The organism is Synechococcus sp. HK05 (genome assembly GCF_019104765.1).
Lineage (GTDB): Bacteria > Cyanobacteriota > Cyanobacteriia > PCC-6307 > Cyanobiaceae > Vulcanococcus.
Genome location: NZ_JAHRXJ010000002.1, coordinates 251366 through 268708 on the forward strand (window position 1 = coordinate 251366; position 17343 = coordinate 268708).

Below are 17343 nucleotides of genomic sequence, written 5' to 3' on the forward strand. Positions count from 1 at the left end.
CTTAAGGCTGTTTTTCGTTTGCCGATCAGCTCGGTCCGGCGGGGTTCTCAGGGAAGTCGACGCCGGTGATCTGGTTGTCGCTGTTGAGGATCACGTAGAGGTTGTCGGAGAGCCGGTTGAACTGCACGTTCACCAGCACCAGGCGGGTGTCAGGGGTGCTTTCGGCCTCCACAGCACGGCCCACATTCACGAAGGTGCCGGTTTCCCGCTGCAACCCAAGCCATTTGCGTTGCAACACAGCTGGGGTGAGCTCCTTCTGCACGCTGGGGCTGAGGAAACTCTGGGCGGTGATGAAGTTGCCCGTGCTCACGGCCTGCACGAATTGCAGCGCCACGGTGCTGCTGGCGTCATCGGCACGGTCGATGTAATAGCGCTCGATCTTGCCGGCGCTGTTCAGCACCATGAACACCACCCGCTTGCCGGCTTTGGTGGTGAGCTCGGCTTCCACGGTGCTGCCGCTCATGCCGCTGCGCACGCTCAGCAGTTCGTAGCTGAGCACCTTGGGCTGGGTGCGCATGGTGGCCGCGATCATCGACGGGCTGGTGACCGCCTGCATCTCGGGGGAGAACTGGGCAAAGCGGGCCTGGGCATTGCCGCTCTTCACGGCGTTGAGGATGCGGATTGCGGCGGCCCGGGCCTGCTCCACCGAGAGGGCACTACCGCTGTTGGTCTGGGCGGCGCTCGGCTGTGCCTGAACCGCGGCCGGCAGGGCCGAGGCTCCGAGCAAGCTGGCGGCCAAAAGAACCGGCAGGGCAGGGCGCAGCATCAGAGGGTCCAAGAGTGGGCTCAGTTTGCCCCAACCATCGGCTCAATGCTGAGGCAGCCTTTGCCCAGCTCCAGCGCCACGCTGATCACCCGATGCTGCGGCCCGGCAGGACCTTGGGGCAGCGATCCATCCCCGGGATTCACGGCGATCTGGGGCCAGGCCGCCAGGCCGATGGAGAGGCGCAGCGTTTCACCCGGGTGCAGCGTGAGCAGCAGCGGCTGCAGCTCCACATGGCGCTCGGCCATCGCGAGGCAGCTCTCGCCCAGCCAGCGGGCCACGCCGGTGCTGCATTGGCGCACCTGACCATCGCTCTGCACCACCGACAGGGCTGCGCAGAGATCAAAGCCGGGCTGATCGGCCATGGCGTCCAGCACGAGCCTCGGCCGGCCCAGCAGTTGCAGCGGCTGCATCAGCGCGTCGCCGCTGAAACAGGCCACGTCGGTGCGTTGGTCGAGGTCGGTGCGAAGCACGATTCCTGCATCAAGCCCCAGATGACCACCTCGCCCCGGTAGCGGCCGCCAGGGGTCGTGCACCAGGCTCAGCTGACCGCTGCCTTGGGGCTGACCGTCGTCGCCCATCACGAGCCGGCCTTCCCCAGGAGCCAGCGCCGCCAGGCCTTCACTGCGGAGCCACCAACGCTGGGCGCTGCAGGGTTCAGGCTCTGCGGCGCGCCATGCGCCGGTGCCGCAGTCTTGCAGCGCTGCCTTGATGCTGAGCCTCTGCTGCAAGGGCAGGTGGTCTGGCGCTTCGCTGGGGTTGTCGTTGGAGTGTCCGCTGGGCGCTTCGTCCATCAGGTGCTGGCGGAAGAAGGCCAGCTGCAAGGCATCGAGGCCGCCCTGCCATTGGAGATGGCTCCAGGAGCCGATCCGCAGCCAAGGCTGGCCGCCGGCCGCCCGGGCCCGCTGCCACAGGTCCAGCACCCCCAGCAGGTGGGGATCGTGCCAGCCGCCAATCAACAGCATGGGCCTGCGCCACAGCCCGGCCGGGGGTTCATGCACCCGCCAGCCCTCGCTGCGGGCGGGGTTGAGCTGGAGCCAGCCCGCGGCCATGCCGCTGGGATCGAGCCGCTGCAGCAGCTCAACACCATCGCTCAGAAACGCGCCGCTCTCGAGGCTTCGCCGAATCGCGTGCCAGCCCTCGGCATCGCCGCGGCGCTGGCAGCCCTGGGCCGCCAACTGCAGCCCCCAAGCCAGCCCCAGGGCCCACCAATGGCATCCGCCTTCGCTGGCCCAGTGCCGCCGCTCATCCAGGCCGGCCATGGCGGGCGCCAGGGCATCGGGAAGCTCCTGGTCTCCAGCCAGAAGCAGTTGGGTGAGCCCCTGATACGAGAAGCCGTAACTGCCCACGCGGCCGTTGCACCAGCTCTGGGCGCGCAGCCAGGCCAGGGTGCAGCTTCCATCGGCCGCTTCCTGGCAGAAGCCCTGAAACTGCCCTTCGGACTCGCCACGGCCCCGCACGTCCTGCACCACAACGGCAAACCCGTTCTGCGCGTACCAGTGGGGATGGGCGTAGGTGACGGTGGAGGCAATGGCGCGCCCATAGGGCTGGCGCATCAGCAACACCGGCCAAGGGCCTGGTGTGTCTGGGGTCCAGATCCGACAGCGCAGGCGCAGCCCATCGGATGCCGTCACCCATGCATCGCTCGCCCTGGGGGCGCTCACGTCAGCGCACGTCGGGGCAATAGAGACCCACCACGTAGGTGGAGAGGATTTCCGCGTCGGTGTTGCTCAGCCCCTGCCGGGCGGCGATCTGCGCCACGGCCTGGGGGGAGGTGTAGGAGAGCCCTTGGGCGTTCAGGGCCTTGAGTTCGGAGCAGAGCGCTTTCGCCCGCTGCGGGTTGTTCTTCACCGATTCCAGCAACGGTGAATTCGCGAGGGCCGGCATGGCCAGAGCGAGGGCAAGGGCCAGCCCTGTGCCGCTGAGGCGGATTGGGGTCATGGCAGCAGGCGTTGGCGCCAGGTTTCTCCTTCCATTTCAAGGAGGTGGTTGCGTCCTGCAGGCCCCATGGGGTCACTTCCCGGAGCGACTGGCGTGCGCTTGGGCCCGTTGAATCCAGCAGCGCACGGTGCTGGCGTCGATCCGTGCCGGAGCCATGCCGGTGAGCGAGCGCTCCAGCCGTCCCAGTTGGGTGAGCAGCTGTTGCGGTGAGGCCTGCGCCAAGCCCCGGCTGGAGGCGATGCCCGCGTAGAGCAACAGCGCCGCTTCATGGGGTTGGAGGTTGAGCTCCACCACCAACTGCGCCTGGCCGCGCAATTTGCGCAGCTGCCGCTCCAGGGCTCCGCCCTGGCCGGAGAGCACCCGCAACTGCCCGTCGCTCAAGGCCGCCAACTGCTCCCAGCTGGCCACGCCGTTGTTCTGGAGCACCGTCTCCTCACGGCGAAAGTGCTTGGGCAGTGGGCCTAGAGAACGGCTCACACCTCTGTCATCCCTGCAGCTTCACGCTGCCATCGGCCAGGTTGCGGATGGCGCTGGCCAGCACCTGGGGGGTATCGGTGCCTGGGGCAGTGGGTTCCACGCGGCGCAGGCGCACCTCCACCTCCTGCGTGCCGCGGCCACTGCCCCGCAGGTTTAGGGCCACTTGTTGCACGGATGGGCCGAAGGCTTCTGGCGCGAGATCAGCCGGAGCAGCGGCCACCACCAGATCAGAGCCGTTGTCGAACACCACCGGCACGCTCACCGCTCCATCCACCAGCTGGCGCGGGGCGTAGCTCACGGCGAACGCCAGGCAGGAGAGCGAGAGCAGCACCGTGAAGCTGGTGACGCCCACCAGGCGGAAGCGAATCCCCCAACGCACTACAAATCCCACCACGGTGAGCAGCAGCAGCGCCACGGATGCGATCCCCAGCCACTCGCCGGCGGTGAGCAGCAGGGGATCAGCGCGCATGGGGGCTCGGCGGTTCGAAAGATCACCTTTATATTGCGGCCTGCTCAGCCGCTGAGACCCACGGGCCGCCGGATCCACCGATCCCTCCGCCGATCAGGCCGCCCTGTTGGCGCATCACCGCTGGCCGCCACCAGGCCGGTGTTGATTTGGGGTGGCTGCGGGTTGATTGCCCTGGCCGGCGCAGGTTGGTTCGCGGCCGATCGGCTGGTGGGTCGGCTCTACAGCGCGCGCCGCCCCTGGCTGGAGCAGCTCGTGAGCACTGCGATGGGGCAGCCCCTGGAGCTGGGCCCCTATCGCGGCTTGCGGCCTCTGGGGCTGGCGGCCGGGCGCAGTCGTTTTCTCCCTGCACCCCAGAACCCATCCAGCGTGGATGCCGAGGCGGTCGAGCTGGCGGTGGATCCGCTGGGGAGCCTGCTGCAGCGCGCCCTGGTGCTGCAGATCAAGGTGATCCGCCCCAGCGTTCAGCTGCGCCGCAATGCTCGTGGTGCCTTCTGGGAGTTGCCCAGTCAGCAGCCCGGCCGGGAACCACCACGGCTGGCCCTGCGCATTCAGGTGCCGCAGCCCGGTGAAGCGGTGTTGCACAGCGCTGCGGGCCAGACCGCGGCAACCGCGATCCCGTTCAGCCTTCGCGGTGAGGCGGATCTTCCGCTGTGGCGACGCCAGGTGGGCGTGCGGGGCACTGTTCTTCCCAAGGCCGGTGGAGCGCTGCCGTTTGCCCTGGAGGCCAATTGGCAGCAACGCGACTGGCGGCTGCAACTCAAGCCTCAGCAGGTTCCGCTGCGGCCGCTGATGCCCCTGCTGCCGGTGGGCGTGCAGGGGCAACTGGTCGGCCGATTGGATGGTCGCGTGGAGGGTGAGCTGCTGCTGCAGCGTCGCTCCGGCGTGGGCAGCTGCTCCGGTGGTGTGCGCGCTTCCGCAGTGCGCTGGCGTCCTCAGGCGGTCACCGATCCGCTCATCGCTGAGAGCCTGGCGTTCCAATGCCACAAGAGCGGCCTGCGATTGGCGCCATCGCCCGTGGCCTGGGGGCTGTGGCGTGGCCGCTTGCAGGGGCAGCTGGCCTTGCCCAAGGGCGTGCTGGAGCTGCAGCTCCAGGCCCGTGATCCTCGGGCTGGCCATCAGCTTCAGGCCCGTTTGCATGGCCCCTGGCAACGGCCCAACCTCAACCTTTCGGCTGCTTGGCAGGGGTTGCGTTGGCCCCAGAAGCCAGCCCAACCCCTGCGGCTCGAATCGTTGATCACGATTCGCTCCCAGCCCACGCTGAAGGTGGCGATGCCGCGGTTGTTGCTGCGCTACGGCGCCAGCAGCCTTCAAGCGGCTGGATCGCTCTGGCCGCAGCTGCAGCTGCGCAGTGGGGCGTTGCAGGTGGGCCGCGAGTTGAAGCCGGTGCTCGCTCCCTTGCTGGGCGCTAACCCCCAACTCAGTGCCTCCCTGCGGCAAGAAGGCGGCTGGAGTCGCCCGCAACTGCAGCTGGATCTGCGGCAACAGGGCAATCCGCTGCTGGGCGACTGGTTGGCCGAGCTGCAGCTGCAACCGCACCTGCTGGATCTGCAGCGCTTTCAATCTCCCGTGCTCGATGGGTCCGGCCGGCTGCCTCTCGTCGCGAAGGCCGGCGCTGGTTGGCGTGCCGGTGCCCTGCAGCTGGAGATCGATCTCAAGCGCTACCCCCTGGAGCGGCTCAGTGGCCTGCTTGGCACACGCCTGCGCGGCCATCTGGATGCCTGGGGAACGGTGCAAGGTCCCCTGCAGCAGCTGCAACCCAACCTGCAGCTGCTGGTGCGCGACCCAGGGGTGGGCCCGCTGCAGCTGCTCGAGAGCTGGCGAGGGGTGCTGCAGGGCTCCCGCAGCGGCGGCGGAAGCCTGGCGCTTGAGGCTTTGGCTCCCGCCGATCCCGGTCAGCTCGAGGCTCAGTTGGATCGCCGCTGGATGCCAGCCGCGGCAAGCCTGCGCCGCTCCAGCGGGGAGCTCCGCTTTGCGGGGGATCCCCGCCGTTATGCCTGGAGTGCGGAAGCGTTCCCGTTGCGCGGGCTCCAATTCGCCCTGGGGCCCAGCGGCCGGTTCCAGCCCTTGGGAGGGGCTTTGAGCGGCAAGGGACAGCTCGATCTGCAACCGCTCTGGATCAGCGGCGCGATCCGCCTGGATCGGCCCCAGCTGCTGGGGCTGTATGGCCGCAGCCTCAGCGCCAGCGGCACCTACCGCCAGGGCCGCTACAGCGCTGAAGGCAGCTGGCGGGGCGATGAAGACGACAGCGTGGCTCTGCGTTTGCGCGGTGAGCAGGGCGGCCGGCTCTGGGCCCGTTTTGAAGCGCGGCGCTTCGGCACCAACACCCTGCAGGAGCTCTGGCGTTCTGCGGCGCTCTGGCGCGTTGGCCCCCCGCGCTGGAGCGGGTCGGCTGCGGATCTTCAGGGCCTGGCCATCAACACCTTTGGGCTCAGCCTCAACGATCAGCTGCAGGCGTTGGATCTGGCCCAGCAGCAGCTCGCCGCGGTGCTGCAGAAGCAGCGCAGCGGCAGGGATCGCCTCGATCCCCGCCAGCTGCAAGCCCTGGTGGATGCGGATCTCACCTTGATGGGGCCCTCCATCCATCGGCTCTCGCTCAACCTGGAGGCGAGCGGCCATGTGTGGCTGCGCGGCAGCGACCGGGATCAGGCGCTCACTGAAGCTCCTGTTGCGCTGAGCCTGCAGGGCCCCCTCGACGGGCCCACCAGCTTCTCGGTGGAGCATCTCCCCCTGGCGTTGCTGGCCTTGTTCACCACCGTGCCCGATGGCTTCACGGGTGGTTTGTCAGCCAAAGGGCGCTACGCCCTCGGGGATGGTCGGCGCCGGCCTGAACTGCAGCTGGCCCTGGCGCTGCAGGATGCCTCCCTGGCCGGCCAACCCTTGCGGCTGGAGCGCGGTGATCTGGCGCTGGAGAACGGCAATCTCAACCTGGATTGGTCGTTGCGCAGCGATGGCGCAGCCAACAGCATCGATCTCAAAGGCACGGTGCCCCTCCAGCCATCCAGCGAGGCGCTGGAGTTGCGGGTGGCCAGCCGCGGCGATGGCTTGCAGTTCCTCTCAGTGCTGGGGGGCTCAGGCTTCCAATGGCAGGAGGGCAGCGCTGACCTGCAGCTGCTTGTGCGCGGTTCCCTCCAGGCCCCTGTGGCCAACGGCTTCTTGCGCTTCCGCAATGGGGTACTGCAGGTGGCCGGGCAGACGATGCGCGAGCTGGAGGCCACGGTGCTCTTCGATTTCAGCGAGCTCGAGCTGCAGCAGCTCACGGCCCGTGTGGGGGAGAAGGGAGAGATCAGCGGCTCCGGCCAGTTGGGACTGATGCAGGCCATCGCGGATCAACCGCGGCCGCTGAGGTTGCAGGTGAAGCAGGTGCCCTTCAAAGTGCCGCGTCTGCAGGCCCAGGCCGATGGCGAGGTGCTGGTGTCTGGTTCACTGCGCCGGCTGCAGCTCGGTGGCGAGATCCAGATCAGCAGCGGAAGTCTCAATGTTCAGCCCGGTGGCCTGGCGACAGCGTCGAATCCCACGCAGCCGGTGAGTGTGGCCCAACTCGCGGAGCAGCGTTGGAACTTCCAGGAGCCTTTGGTGGTGATGGGTCAGCAGATGGAGGGCGATACCAGCCGCGATCTGCGCTCCGCAGTGCCGAACCTGCCCTTCCTGGGCTTCAACAATCTGCGGGTGCGGCTCGGGCCGGATCTGCGGGTCAGTGTTCCCAACCTGCTCAACTTCAACACCGGCGGCCTGCTCACCCTGCGCGGAGGGCTCGATCCCTCACTCGAGGTGATCGGGGTGGTGCGGCTGCTCAAGGGCCGGCTCAGCCTCTTCACCACCACCTTCAGCCTCGATCCCGATGCGGCCAACGTGGCGGTGTTCACCCCCAGTCTCGGCCTGATTCCCTACGTGGATGTCGCGCTGCGGACCCGTGTCTCCGACACGTTGATGGCGGCCAATACCTCCAGTGAGGTGAATCTCTACAACTGGAATGTGTCCGCCGCCGACTCGATTGATCAGCTGCAACTGGTCAAGGTGCGCGTGGAGGCTTCCGGTCCGGCGGATCGCCTCTCCCAGAACATCCGTGTGAGCAGTACACCGCCGTTGTCGCAGGAGCGTTTGCTGGCCCTGATCGGCGGCAACTCCCTTGTGGGTTTGGCCAGCGGTAACGCCGGGGCTGCTCTGGCCACAGTGCTGGGCCAATCGCTGCTCTCTCCCGTGGTGAGTGGCCTGAGCGATGCCTTCGGACAGCGTCTGACCTTCGCGATTTACCCCACCTATTTCATCCCCCAGGTGGACGCCACTTCAGAACGGAATTCCCGCCAGCTGCCTTCTGAGCTTGTGCTGGGCACTGAGATTGGTCTGGATATCACTGAGCGCTTTAACTTCTCCGTTCTGGCGGCTCCCAATCGCAGTGATCTGCCGCCACAGCTCACCCTCAACTACCAGGCCAGTCAGCAGCTGGGCGTGCAGACCTCGATTGATACTCAGGGCCGCTGGCAGAGCCAGTTGCAGCTGCTCTTCCGCTTCTAAGTTGCTGCCATGGCCCAGTTGATCGGCGTGGATCTGGGCGGCACGGCGATCAAGCTGGGCCGCTTCAGCCTGGAGGGAGAGCTGCTGGCGGAGTTGGAGGTGCCTACGCCCCAGCCGCCCATGCCCGGTGCCGTGGTGATCGCGATCGTGGAGGCGGTGCAGCAGCTCGACCCCGATCGGCTGGCCTCCTGCGTGGGGCTGGGCTTGCCCGGGCCGATGGATGCGGCGGGTCGCGTGGCGCGGGTGTGCATCAACCTGCCGGGCTGGGAGCAGGTTCCCCTCGCCGAGTGGCTGGAGCCCCAGTTGCAGCGGCGCGTCACCCTCGCCAACGACGGCAATTGCGCCGTGGTGGGCGAGGCCTGGCAGGGCGCTGCCAAGGGCTACCAACACGTGCTGTTGCTCACGCTGGGCACCGGTGTAGGCGGCGGTGTGTTGCTCGATGGCCGTTTGTTCACGGGCCATGGCGGCGCCGCGGCGGAGCCCGGCCTGATCTGCATCGATCCCGATGGTCCGGCCTGCAACAGCGGCAACCGCGGATCCCTGGAGCAGTTCTGCAGCATCGGCGCCTTGGCCCGCCAGTCGCCCTTCACTCCCCACGAGCTGTGCCAGCGGGCGGATCTTGGCGATCCCGAAGCGTCGGCGATCTGGCAGCGCTTCGGGCGCCACCTGGGGGTGGGATTGAGTTCCTTGATCTATGTGCTCACCCCCGAGCTGGTGTTGATCGGTGGCGGCCTGAGTGCGGCGAGCCACCATTTCCTGCCGAGCGCCCTGGCGGAAGTGGAGCAACGGGTGCAGCGCGAGAGCCGCCAGGGGCTTGAGATTCGCCGTTGTGCCCTCGGCAATGGGGCCGGTCGCCTCGGTGCCGCCCGTTTGGCCCGCGATCGTCTGCTCCATAGCCGGCTGGGATGATGCGCCCAGTGCCCACTACGCCTGTGAGCGTTCCCGATCCCACCCCTGATCTGCTGCAACGGGCGGCCGCCGTGCGGCAGGCCGCCATGGCGCTGGGCCGCCTCAGCGATCAGCAGCGCCGCCAGGCCGTGGAGGCGATGGCCGCGGCGTTGGAAGCCGCTGCCGATCAGATCGTGGCGGCCAACCAAGCCGATCTCAACGCTGCCGCGGCCGACGGTCTGGCTCCCGCCCTGGTGGCGCGCCTCAAGCTCGATGCCGCCAAGTTGGCCGCCGCGATTGAAGGGGTGCGCCAGGTGGCTCAGCTCCCCGATCCACTCGGGGTGCGCCAGCTGCACCGCGAACTGGATCAAGGTTTGCTGTTGGAGCGCGTCAGCGTTCCCCTAGGGGTGCTCGGGGTGATCTTTGAGGCCAGGCCCGATGCGGTGATGCAGATCGCATCGCTGGCGATCCGCTCCGGCAACGGGGCCATGCTGAAAGGCGGCCGGGAAGCGAGCCGCAGCTGTGCGGCCATCCTCGATGCCCTGCGCGCCGGCCTCGCCACCAGTGCCGTGGAGCCGCAGGCGCTGGAGCTGCTCACCTCCCGCGAGGAGAGCCTGGGTTTGCTCAAGCTCGATGGGCTGGTGGATCTGATCATTCCCCGCGGCTCCAACGAGCTGGTGCGCTTCATTCAGGACAACACCCGTATTCCGGTGCTGGGCCATGCCGATGGCATCTGCCATCTCTATGTCGACCGCGAGGTTGACATTGAACAGGCGGTACGCATCGCCATCGATGCGAAAACCCAATACCCCGCCGCCTGCAACGCCATCGAAACCTTGCTGCTGCATGAGGAGAGTGCTGCGGCGTTCCTAACGGCGGCCCTGCCGGCCTTTGCCGCCGCTGGTGTGGAACTGCGAGGCGATGCAGCGGCCCAGAGGCTTGGCGTGAGCCACAGCGCCGCTGACGACGATTGGCGCCGTGAATACTCCGACCTCGTGCTTGCCGTGCGGGTGGTGAGCTCACTCGATCAGGCGCTTGATCACATCGGACGCTTTGGCTCGCGCCACACCGAAGCGATCTGCACCACCAATGCCGACACCGCTGAGACGTTCCTGCGCAGTGTTGACAGTGCCGGTGTGTACGCCAACTGCTCCACGCGCTTCGCCGATGGCTTCCGCTACGGCTTTGGCGCCGAGGTGGGCATCTCCACCCAAACCTTGCCGCCGCGAGGGCCCGTGGGCTTGGAGGGGCTGGTCACCTATCGCTATTGGATGCGCGGCAACGGCCACATTGCGGCCGATTACGCCTGCGGTGAGCGCAGCTTCACCCACCGCGATCTGCCGTTGTGAGCGAGGCTGCCGATCGGGTGGTCGTGCGTGGCCTCCGGCTCTGGGCCCATGTGGGGGTTCTGGAGCACGAGCGCCGCACGGGCCAGTGGTTTGAGCTGGATTTCAGCCTGGGATTCTCCATGGCCGCCGCTGCCGCTGCCGATGATCTGAGCCAGACCCTCGACTACAGCCGTGCGATTCAGGCCCTGCAGCTTCAGGCCCGAACCCTGCGCTGTCTCACGCTCGAGCACTGGAGCGATCGAATTCTGGAGCTGTTGGAAGAGCTGTATGGGCTGGTTCCGATTTGGTTGGAACTGCGTAAATGTCAGGCCCCAGTGCCCGGATTCTCCGGCATCGTGGCGGTGCAACGCTCCCGGCGCTGGTTGCCATGAGCCGTCCGCTGGTGTTGTTGCATGGCCTCTGGGACACACCACGCCTGTTTCGCCGCTTAGAGGAGGAACTGTTGCGGCGCAACCCGGCGCTGGAGCTCTATGCCCCTCACCTGCCCCATCGGCTCGGGATGGTGCCGATCCGTGAGTTGGCGTCCCAGCTTGCAGCTTTGCTGGAGGCGCGTTTTGGACCCAGGCAGGAGCTTGATCTGTTCGGCTTTTCCATGGGCGGTGTGATTGGCCGCACCTGGTTGCAAGAGCACGAGGGTTGGCAGCGCACACGCCGTTTTGTCTGTCTGGGAAGCCCGCAGAACGGCACCCTCACAGCCCAACTGGTGCCCAGGCGGTGGTTTGGAGGCATTGCCGACATGAAGATCGGCAGTGCCCTGTTGCGCGATCTACGCAGCCAGGCGCCGCTGCTCGCCGGTTTGGAGTGCCACAGCCTGTTCACCTCCACCGATCTCACGGTGGTGCCAGGTTGGCGGGCGGTGTTGCCGCTGGGATCGCGCCAGCCGGTGCCGGTGTTCACCCACCGGCAGTTGATCGTTCATCCGCGGGCGATTCGCGCCCTGGCGGATGTGCTGTTGGCTGTTGATGGCGTTCAGCAGCCCGGCACTTGATTGCCAGAGCTGGCGATCCCGGCTAACAGAAGGACAGATCACCGTTCACCGCCATGTGCTTTTCGGCGTCCGCGAGCTTTACGGCCTCAGCGGTGTTGATGCCTCTTGGCCTTTACAGCACCCATCTCGCCCGCAGCAATCAGCAACCGAATTACGTTCCGCTGGCTCTGGTTCCCTTCTTCTTCGGGGTGCAGCAATTTGTGGAGGGGTTGGAGTGGACGGCCCTGGATCAGGGCCGCATTGAGCCACTCACCACCTTGGCTGGATTGGGTTTTTTGTTCTTTGCGTATTGCTTCTGGATGGTGTGGATACCCTGGAGCGCCTGGTCGATCAGTCGCAGCACCGATTCCCATGGCTTGCAACATCGGTTGCGCTGGGTGGCGATCGTGAGCACGGTGATGGGTGTGGCGTTTTATCTGCCGGTTTTGTTCGATCCACCGGCCGTGCAGCCGGCTGTGCACAGCACCGGGCGCTTGCTTTATGACATCTCCAATCTGCACAGCATCGTGCATAACTTTGTGAATACCGAGCCGGTGGGTGAGTTGGTGTATTGGGGCTTCATCGTGTTGCCTCTTCTGGCGGTGGCCGACAAGGCTGTGAAATTGTTTGGTGTGTTGATCTTTGTCTCGATCTTTCTCACATGGCTCACCTACAGCGCCACCTTTAATTCCGTGTGGTGCTTCTACTGTGCCGTGCTGTCGATCGTGGTGCTCTGGATCGTGAATCGTCCCCAGCTTCGCCATGCTCGGTGAGTGGCTCGATCCGATTGAGCGGGGTCTCGATGCCCTGGGTGGCTGGATGGTTGAGGCTGATTTCGGCTTGGGGCTGCTGTTGGTGGTGGGGGTTTCGATGTCGTTATCCCATGTGTTTGCGCTGTTGGCCAATCGCCTCACCACCCGCCAGATCCTCTGGCGCCTGAGCCTTGATGCCCTGATGCTGGCGGTGGCCTTTCTGCTCACCAGCTCCATCGACATGGTGCTCTTGAGGCTCTACGGCTCGAATCCTGTGCATCCCAGCGCCTTTGTGGATGGCATTGCCACCTGTTTGCTGCCGGCCTGTTTTTATCTGGCGGTGGCTGCTCCCTACATCGGTGAAACGATCGGGCTGGTGATCTGGGTGATGATGCACCTCAACGTGATCACGTTTGTGCATGTGCGCTTTGGTTTGTCGTGGGATCAGAGCGTGATCCTGTGCACGCCGGGATATGTTTTGGCTGTGGTGTTGGTTGGGCTGTTGTTTCGCCAGAGTTGGCAACGCAGTTATGCGATGCTGGCTTCGGAGCTGGGGGTGCCATGAGCACGGCCAGCCGCGTGCTCCCTTGGGTTCAGCGCTTCAATCTGAAGCTGCTGATTTTGGTGCTGGCGGTTGGCTTGGGTATCAATCTGATCGGCGTCGGCCATCTCCTGCTGGCCCTGCGCAACTTGCTCACGCCGGATGATCTGCGCATTCTGCTGCAGTTTAGTGGGCTCTTGCTGTTGGTGCTGATCCCCGCGGCCGGCATCTATTCGTTGGTGAGTGAATTCGCCTTCTGGGAAGGCTGGTTGGATGGCCTGCCGGCCCCGGCCAGCCTGTTTCCTTCTGCCGAACGTGCGGATGCATCGGCTTCCGGCGCTGCGGATCGCTGTTATCTCGTTTATCTCGATGGCATTCACCAATTGGAGCGGGATCACCCGCCGCGGGTGTCTGCCTTTCTGGAGGTGTTGGAGCAGCACCTGCCTGCCCATTCCACGTTGGTGCGTGGCTTGGAAACCTACACCGTGATGCCCGTTGCTTTGGCGGAAGATGCCGGTAGTGCCTGGTTTTGGAGGCGGTTGTTTGCCTTGCAGGAGCAGCACCCCAATGCTTGGATCCAGCTGTTGGCCGCCGTGTTGGTTCAGGCCAATAATGTGATCAAAGTGGGGATCTCCTCGGATCGGCGTTATGGCCCGATCCTCAATTACGAATTGGCTTTGAAGATTAGTTTGCGTTTGGCAGAAGCTGGATTTCGCCCCGGTGGAGCTGATTCGATTGTGCTGTTGGGCTATAGCGGGGGTGCCGAGATGGCGATGGGGGTGGGCGATTACCTCCGCCGCATCACCCATTCAGCCGTCAGCATTGTGAGCTTTTGCGGGGTCTTTAGCGGCAACCAGGTCCTGCATCAACTTGCTGGCATCACTCAGATCGTGGGGAGCAACGATCCGGTGGCCGCCTTCGGACGCCTGGCCTATCCGGGGCGCTTGCCCCTGCTGCCCCTCTCCAATTGGAACAAGGCCTGGGCCCAGGGCCGGATTCAGCGGCGGGAGATTGCTGGCCTCAATCACAACGGCGACCAAGGCCCCTTTGCCGATCGCTATCGCCTGCCGGTGGTTCAGGCGATTGTGGCGGCGCTGCCAGCGTCAGCTGTTGCACCAGCGCAAACGGACTGCTAATTGGTTGGCACTGGCGCAAGCGCTGCAGTGCCTCATCGGCTGCGTTGCCGTGCAAGCTGCCGTCGTGGGGTAACTCGAGCAGGGCCTGGTGGTAGGCCTGCAGCCAGGGCCCCGCTTGCGGCTTCAGCTGTGTGGAGCGCCGCAGCAACCGCTCGCGCCAGATGCCGCCCATCAGCACCGGGAACAGCTGACAGCGCCCCTCCATCACCTGCTGAATCAGGGCCGAGCTGTCGATGCAGAAGCCCAGCGATCCGTAGCCACCCTTCACCAGCTGCTGCTCGCTCGCCTCGATGTTGTGCACCAGGGCAATCACCTCGCAGAGGTCGAGCAGTTGCAGGAGGCGTTCGCCTCTGTAGGTCTCCCCGAGGTAGCGAACCGTGCCGTTATGGCGATCGTTCTGCCAGGGGCGATGCAGGTCGTTGAGGCCCGCCCAGCCGCAGAGCCCCTCGGTGCCTTGGTAGTACTGCAGCCGGATCCACACGTGGTCCAGGCGCAGGTTCAGTTCTAGGCAGCTGTGGGGCAAGAGGGCCCGGCGTTCCTGGCCGTCGTCTCCCAGGAGGCCCGTGCGGATGGGCAGGGCCAGGGGCACCTGGCTCCACCCCCCCTGCTCCAAGGGCAGGCTGGCCCCAAGCCCGAAGCTGGCCACGCTGCAGCGCAGGCGAGCCTCAGCCTGCCAGCCCTGTTGCTGCAAGTGTTGAAGCCAGGCGCCGCTGCTGCTGCATCCATCGATGCTCCAGGGTGATGCCTCGCTGCCGGGGCGCTGCAGGCGATTGGCCCCCAGCCGGTTCAACACCCGGGCGGTGAGGCCATTGCGGCGGCGCTCGCCGGCGGCTTGCTCAAAGTGCAGCCCCACGTTGTGCCAGAGCAGCCCGCCACTGAGGGGGCGGCTGCTGGTGGGTATCCCGCCGGCAGCCTCGTCAGCCGGTTCATCGCTCGAGCTGGCGAGCAAGGCCTGCAGCTGCTGCGGAAGAGCCGGCTGGCCCTGGCTGCTCCAGAGCGCCAGGGGATCGGAATCGCCGTTGGCCGATGGCGGCAGCAGGTGGGGCAGGTCGTCGGCAAGGGCGGCAAGCAGAGCCGGCGTGAGCAGGCCACGCTCCAGCAGCCCCGCCAGGGCCTGCAGCCGTGCCGGCAGCTGGGCGGGCGCCAGCTTCCAGCGGCTTGGCAAGAGCCAGAGCAGCGGCAGCAGCTGCGGTTTGTGGCAATCCTCTGCCAGTCGCTTCAGCCAATCAGCGCGGCTGAGCCCAGAGCGAAACACACTGCGCTCCAGCGCTTCCTCCAAGCCGGTGAGCGGCACCTCGCAGGGCCACGGCTCCACCAGCGCTAGTGGATCGGTATCACGAAGCAGGGGCGCCATCGAGGTTCGATCAACGCCCCATCCTGTGTCGACTCGCCTTAGACGGCTACCAACCCGGAATGGCGAATCAGGGCATCGCTGCTGGGTTGCCGGCCGCGGAACGCTTCAAACACCGCTTTGGGATCCAGGCTTCCACCGAGGCTCAGCACGGTGTCGCGAAAGCGGCGACCGGTTTCGCGGATCTGCGCTTCGTTCTCGAGTCCCACCTCTTCAAAGGCGCTGAACGCATCGGCGCTCAGCACTTCAGCCCACTTGTAGGAGTAGTAGCCGGCTGCATAACCACCGGCAAAGATGTGGCCGAAGGAGCAGAGGAAGGCGTCCTCATCGATCGGAGCAAGCACTGTGGTGCGTTCAGCGATGGCGCGGCGCAACTGCTCAGGGCTCTGGCCGCAATCTGGATGCCACTGGCTGTGCAGCCGTAGATCCACCAGGGCGAAGTGCACTTGCCGCAGCGTGGCGGAGCCGCCCATGAACGTGCGCGCTGCCAGCAGCTTGCGGTACTCCTCCTCCGGCAGGGCCTCGCCGCTCTGCCAGTGGCGGGCCATTCCCATCAACGTGGCGCGGTCGTAGCACCAGTTCTCCATGAACTGGCTGGGCAGCTCCACCGCATCCCATTCCACGCCGTTGATCCCGGCGGCCTGGGGACGCTCAACAGTGGTGAGCATGTGCTGGAGGCCGTGGCCGAACTCGTGGAAGAGGGTTTCCACCTCCTCGAAGGTCATCAGGCTGGGGGTGTCCCCCACCGGCGGGCTCTGGTTGCAGATCAGGTAAGCCACCGGCAGCACCGGCGTTCCATCGGCGTTGCGGGAGCGCACGAGGCATTCATCCATCCAGGCCCCGCCGCGCTTGCTGCCGGGGCGGCTGTAGGGGTCGAGGTAAAAGGCCGCCAGCGGCTGCCCGCCATCGAGGATGCGGAAGTAGCGCACATCGCTGTGCCATACCGGTGCCTCGCCGTCGGCAGCTTCGATGCTGATCCCGAACAGGCGTTGGCACAGGCCGAACAGTCCCTCCAACACCTGGGGCAGCGGGAAGTAGGGCCGTAGCGCTTCGCTGTCGAGCTCGAAGCTCTCCTGGCGCAGTTTTTCGGCCCAGAAGCTCACATCCCACGGCTGCAGATCAGTGGCCTCTGCGGCACCCACACGCTGGGCGCATTCCGCCAGGGCCGTCAGCTCCTGCTGGGCTACGGGGTAGGCGGCATCGCGCAGCTCCTCGAGCAGGGCCTCTACAGCGGCTTCGGAGTCGGCCATCTTGGCGGCCAGGCTCACCTCCGCCCAGTTGGCATAGCCGAGGCGGCGGGCTTGCTCTCCCCGCAGGGTGAGGATGCGCTCGATCAGTGGCCAGTTGTTGAGGGCATCACCGTTGTTGCCGGAGGCGCGGCTCACATGGGCCCGGTACACCTGTTCGCGGAGGTCGCGGCGGCGGCTGTATTTGAGGAAGGGGGCGTAACGGGGCATGTCGAGCCCCAGGAGCCAAGGACCTGTCTCCGCCGTGGCATCGGCGTCGCCGGCCTGGCGGGCCGCCTGGGCCAGCTGATCCAACAGGCTGGTGGGAAGGCCGTCGATCTCGGCTGGGTCGCTCAGTTTCAGGGTCCAGCCGTTGGTGGCATCGAGCACCTGGTTGCCGAAGCGGGTGGAGAGCTCGGCCAGCTCCTGGCTGGCGGCATTGAAGGCCTCCTGTTCGCTACCGCTCAGGCCCACCCCCCGCAGCTGCATGTCGCGCAATTCGGCCGCCAGGATCCGCTGCTGGGTGGGATCGAGGGCCTGCTTGTGCTGCGCCAGCTGCTCGAGGGCGCGATAGATCACCTGGCTTTGGCCAGCGCGGTTGCCGAACTGCACCACTGCCGCCTGCTGGGCAGCATGGGCTTCCCGGAGTTCAGGGCTGTTGCACACCCCATTGAGGTGGCTCACCACCCCCCAACTCCAGCGCAGCCGCTCCCCCAGGCGCTGAAGGGGATCCATCACCGCGGCCCAGGTGAGCGCCGTAGCTGCGCCCATGGCCTGCTGGAGCCCCTGTTCCAGTGCGGAGAGCTCCTCGGAGAGCTCCGTGATCAGCTTGGGGATCTCGCTGCTCACCGCCTCAGGCGTGATCGCCTCAAAGCGGGGGAGCCCCTCACCGCGCAGGATCTCGGGGCGTGATGCGGTGGCGCTGCTCATAGGCCTGGGCGGATCAGCACCATTCCAGCCTGTGGATCAAC

The 17343-nt window shown here is 66.2% G+C and carries 15 protein-coding genes; 8 read left to right on the top strand and 7 right to left on the bottom strand.

Annotation, left to right across the window (positions count from 1 at the left end; genetic code table 11):
* Positions 1 to 25: 25 nt before the first annotated feature.
* From KUL97_RS02490 to KUL97_RS02510, 5 genes are all read right to left on the bottom strand, one after another.
* Positions 26 to 766 carry a DUF3887 domain-containing protein gene (locus KUL97_RS02490; RefSeq protein ID WP_217795384.1) on the bottom strand — a complete coding sequence of 247 codons (741 nt, stop codon included), beginning with the start codon at positions 764 to 766 and terminating at the stop codon, positions 26 to 28.
* A gap of 20 nt (positions 767 to 786) precedes the next feature.
* A complete protein-coding gene (locus tag KUL97_RS02495) occupies positions 787 to 2397 on the bottom strand; it encodes a CocE/NonD family hydrolase (protein ID WP_368656065.1) in 1611 nt (536 codons plus the stop codon).
* A 31-nt stretch (positions 2398 to 2428) separates the two neighbouring features.
* The gene (locus KUL97_RS02500) at positions 2429 to 2704 is read right to left on the bottom strand and encodes a hypothetical protein (RefSeq protein ID WP_217795386.1); all 276 of its coding nucleotides are present in this window, start codon (positions 2702 to 2704) and stop codon (positions 2429 to 2431) included.
* A 72-nt stretch (positions 2705 to 2776) separates the two neighbouring features.
* Entirely contained in the window at positions 2777 to 3181 is a 405-nt protein-coding gene (locus KUL97_RS02505; protein ID WP_368656066.1) for a DUF4332 domain-containing protein, read from the bottom strand.
* Positions 3182 to 3188: 7 nt separating this feature from the next.
* The gene (locus tag KUL97_RS02510; RefSeq protein ID WP_217795387.1) at positions 3189 to 3650 is read right to left on the bottom strand and encodes a DUF2518 family protein; all 462 of its coding nucleotides are present in this window, start codon (positions 3648 to 3650) and stop codon (positions 3189 to 3191) included.
* A 138-nt stretch (positions 3651 to 3788) separates the two neighbouring features.
* Here KUL97_RS02510 and KUL97_RS02515 point away from each other — a divergent pair, with 138 nt between their 5' ends.
* The 8 genes from KUL97_RS02515 to KUL97_RS02550 are packed head-to-tail and all read left to right on the top strand — an operon-like array spanning position 3789 to position 13795.
* Positions 3789 to 8162, top strand: a complete 4374-nt coding sequence (locus KUL97_RS02515) for a translocation/assembly module TamB (RefSeq protein ID WP_217795388.1) — start codon at positions 3789 to 3791, stop codon at positions 8160 to 8162.
* Positions 8163 to 8171: 9 nt separating this feature from the next.
* Positions 8172 to 9071, top strand: a complete 900-nt coding sequence (locus tag KUL97_RS02520) for an ROK family protein (protein WP_217795389.1) — start codon at positions 8172 to 8174, stop codon at positions 9069 to 9071.
* On the top strand, positions 9068 to 10399 hold the full coding sequence (locus KUL97_RS02525; protein ID WP_217795390.1) for a glutamate-5-semialdehyde dehydrogenase: 1332 nt from the start codon (positions 9068 to 9070) through the stop codon (positions 10397 to 10399). The genes KUL97_RS02520 and KUL97_RS02525 overlap by 4 nt, the downstream gene beginning before the upstream one ends.
* On the top strand, positions 10396 to 10770 hold the full coding sequence (locus KUL97_RS02530; protein WP_217795391.1) for a dihydroneopterin aldolase: 375 nt from the start codon (positions 10396 to 10398) through the stop codon (positions 10768 to 10770). The genes KUL97_RS02525 and KUL97_RS02530 overlap by 4 nt, the downstream gene beginning before the upstream one ends.
* On the top strand, positions 10767 to 11387 hold the full coding sequence (locus KUL97_RS02535; RefSeq protein WP_217795392.1) for a triacylglycerol lipase: 621 nt from the start codon (positions 10767 to 10769) through the stop codon (positions 11385 to 11387). Before KUL97_RS02530 ends, KUL97_RS02535 begins: the two co-directional genes overlap by 4 nt.
* A 53-nt stretch (positions 11388 to 11440) precedes the next feature.
* On the top strand, positions 11441 to 12139 hold the full coding sequence (locus KUL97_RS02540) for a DUF6629 family protein (RefSeq protein ID WP_217795393.1): 699 nt from the start codon (positions 11441 to 11443) through the stop codon (positions 12137 to 12139).
* Complete coding sequence (locus KUL97_RS02545; protein ID WP_217795394.1) at positions 12129 to 12683, top strand: hypothetical protein; 555 nt, start codon at positions 12129 to 12131, stop codon at positions 12681 to 12683. Before KUL97_RS02540 ends, KUL97_RS02545 begins: the two co-directional genes overlap by 11 nt.
* Positions 12680 to 13795: an alpha/beta hydrolase gene (locus tag KUL97_RS02550; RefSeq protein ID WP_217795395.1), complete on the top strand. Its 1116-nt coding sequence runs from the start codon at positions 12680 to 12682 to the stop codon at positions 13793 to 13795. The genes KUL97_RS02545 and KUL97_RS02550 overlap by 4 nt, the downstream gene beginning before the upstream one ends.
* On the opposite strand, the gene KUL97_RS02555 is transcribed toward KUL97_RS02550, so the two are convergent.
* Together KUL97_RS02555 and KUL97_RS02560 are read right to left on the bottom strand one after the other, a co-directional pair.
* The gene (locus KUL97_RS02555; RefSeq protein ID WP_217795396.1) at positions 13680 to 15149 is read right to left on the bottom strand and encodes a hypothetical protein; all 1470 of its coding nucleotides are present in this window, start codon (positions 15147 to 15149) and stop codon (positions 13680 to 13682) included. The two genes, KUL97_RS02550 and KUL97_RS02555, sit on opposite strands and share 116 nt — an antisense overlap.
* A 38-nt stretch (positions 15150 to 15187) precedes the next feature.
* Complete coding sequence (locus KUL97_RS02560; RefSeq protein ID WP_217795397.1) at positions 15188 to 17302, bottom strand: M3 family metallopeptidase; 2115 nt, start codon at positions 17300 to 17302, stop codon at positions 15188 to 15190.
* Positions 17303 to 17343 lie beyond the last annotated feature (41 nt).

Bases quoted from the DNA above. Each gene is read 5' to 3' on its own strand.
- KUL97_RS02490 (WP_217795384.1), bottom strand. From the start codon at position 766: ATGCTGCGCCCTGCCCTGCCGGTTCTTTTGGCCGCCAGCTTGCTCGGA.
- KUL97_RS02500 (WP_217795386.1), bottom strand. From the start codon at position 2,704: ATGACCCCAATCCGCCTCAGCGGCACAGGGCTGGCCCTTGCCCTCGCT.
- KUL97_RS02510 (WP_217795387.1), bottom strand. From the start codon at position 3,650: ATGCGCGCTGATCCCCTGCTGCTCACCGCCGGCGAGTGGCTGGGGATC.
- KUL97_RS02520 (WP_217795389.1), top strand. From the start codon at position 8,172: ATGGCCCAGTTGATCGGCGTGGATCTGGGCGGCACGGCGATCAAGCTG.
- KUL97_RS02525 (WP_217795390.1), top strand. From the start codon at position 9,068: ATGATGCGCCCAGTGCCCACTACGCCTGTGAGCGTTCCCGATCCCACC.
- KUL97_RS02535 (WP_217795392.1), top strand. From the start codon at position 10,767: ATGAGCCGTCCGCTGGTGTTGTTGCATGGCCTCTGGGACACACCACGC.
- KUL97_RS02540 (WP_217795393.1), top strand. From the start codon at position 11,441: ATGTGCTTTTCGGCGTCCGCGAGCTTTACGGCCTCAGCGGTGTTGATG.
- KUL97_RS02545 (WP_217795394.1), top strand. From the start codon at position 12,129: ATGCTCGGTGAGTGGCTCGATCCGATTGAGCGGGGTCTCGATGCCCTG.
- KUL97_RS02550 (WP_217795395.1), top strand. From the start codon at position 12,680: ATGAGCACGGCCAGCCGCGTGCTCCCTTGGGTTCAGCGCTTCAATCTG.
- KUL97_RS02555 (WP_217795396.1), bottom strand. From the start codon at position 15,149: ATGGCGCCCCTGCTTCGTGATACCGATCCACTAGCGCTGGTGGAGCCG.
- KUL97_RS02560 (WP_217795397.1), bottom strand. From the start codon at position 17,302: ATGAGCAGCGCCACCGCATCACGCCCCGAGATCCTGCGCGGTGAGGGG.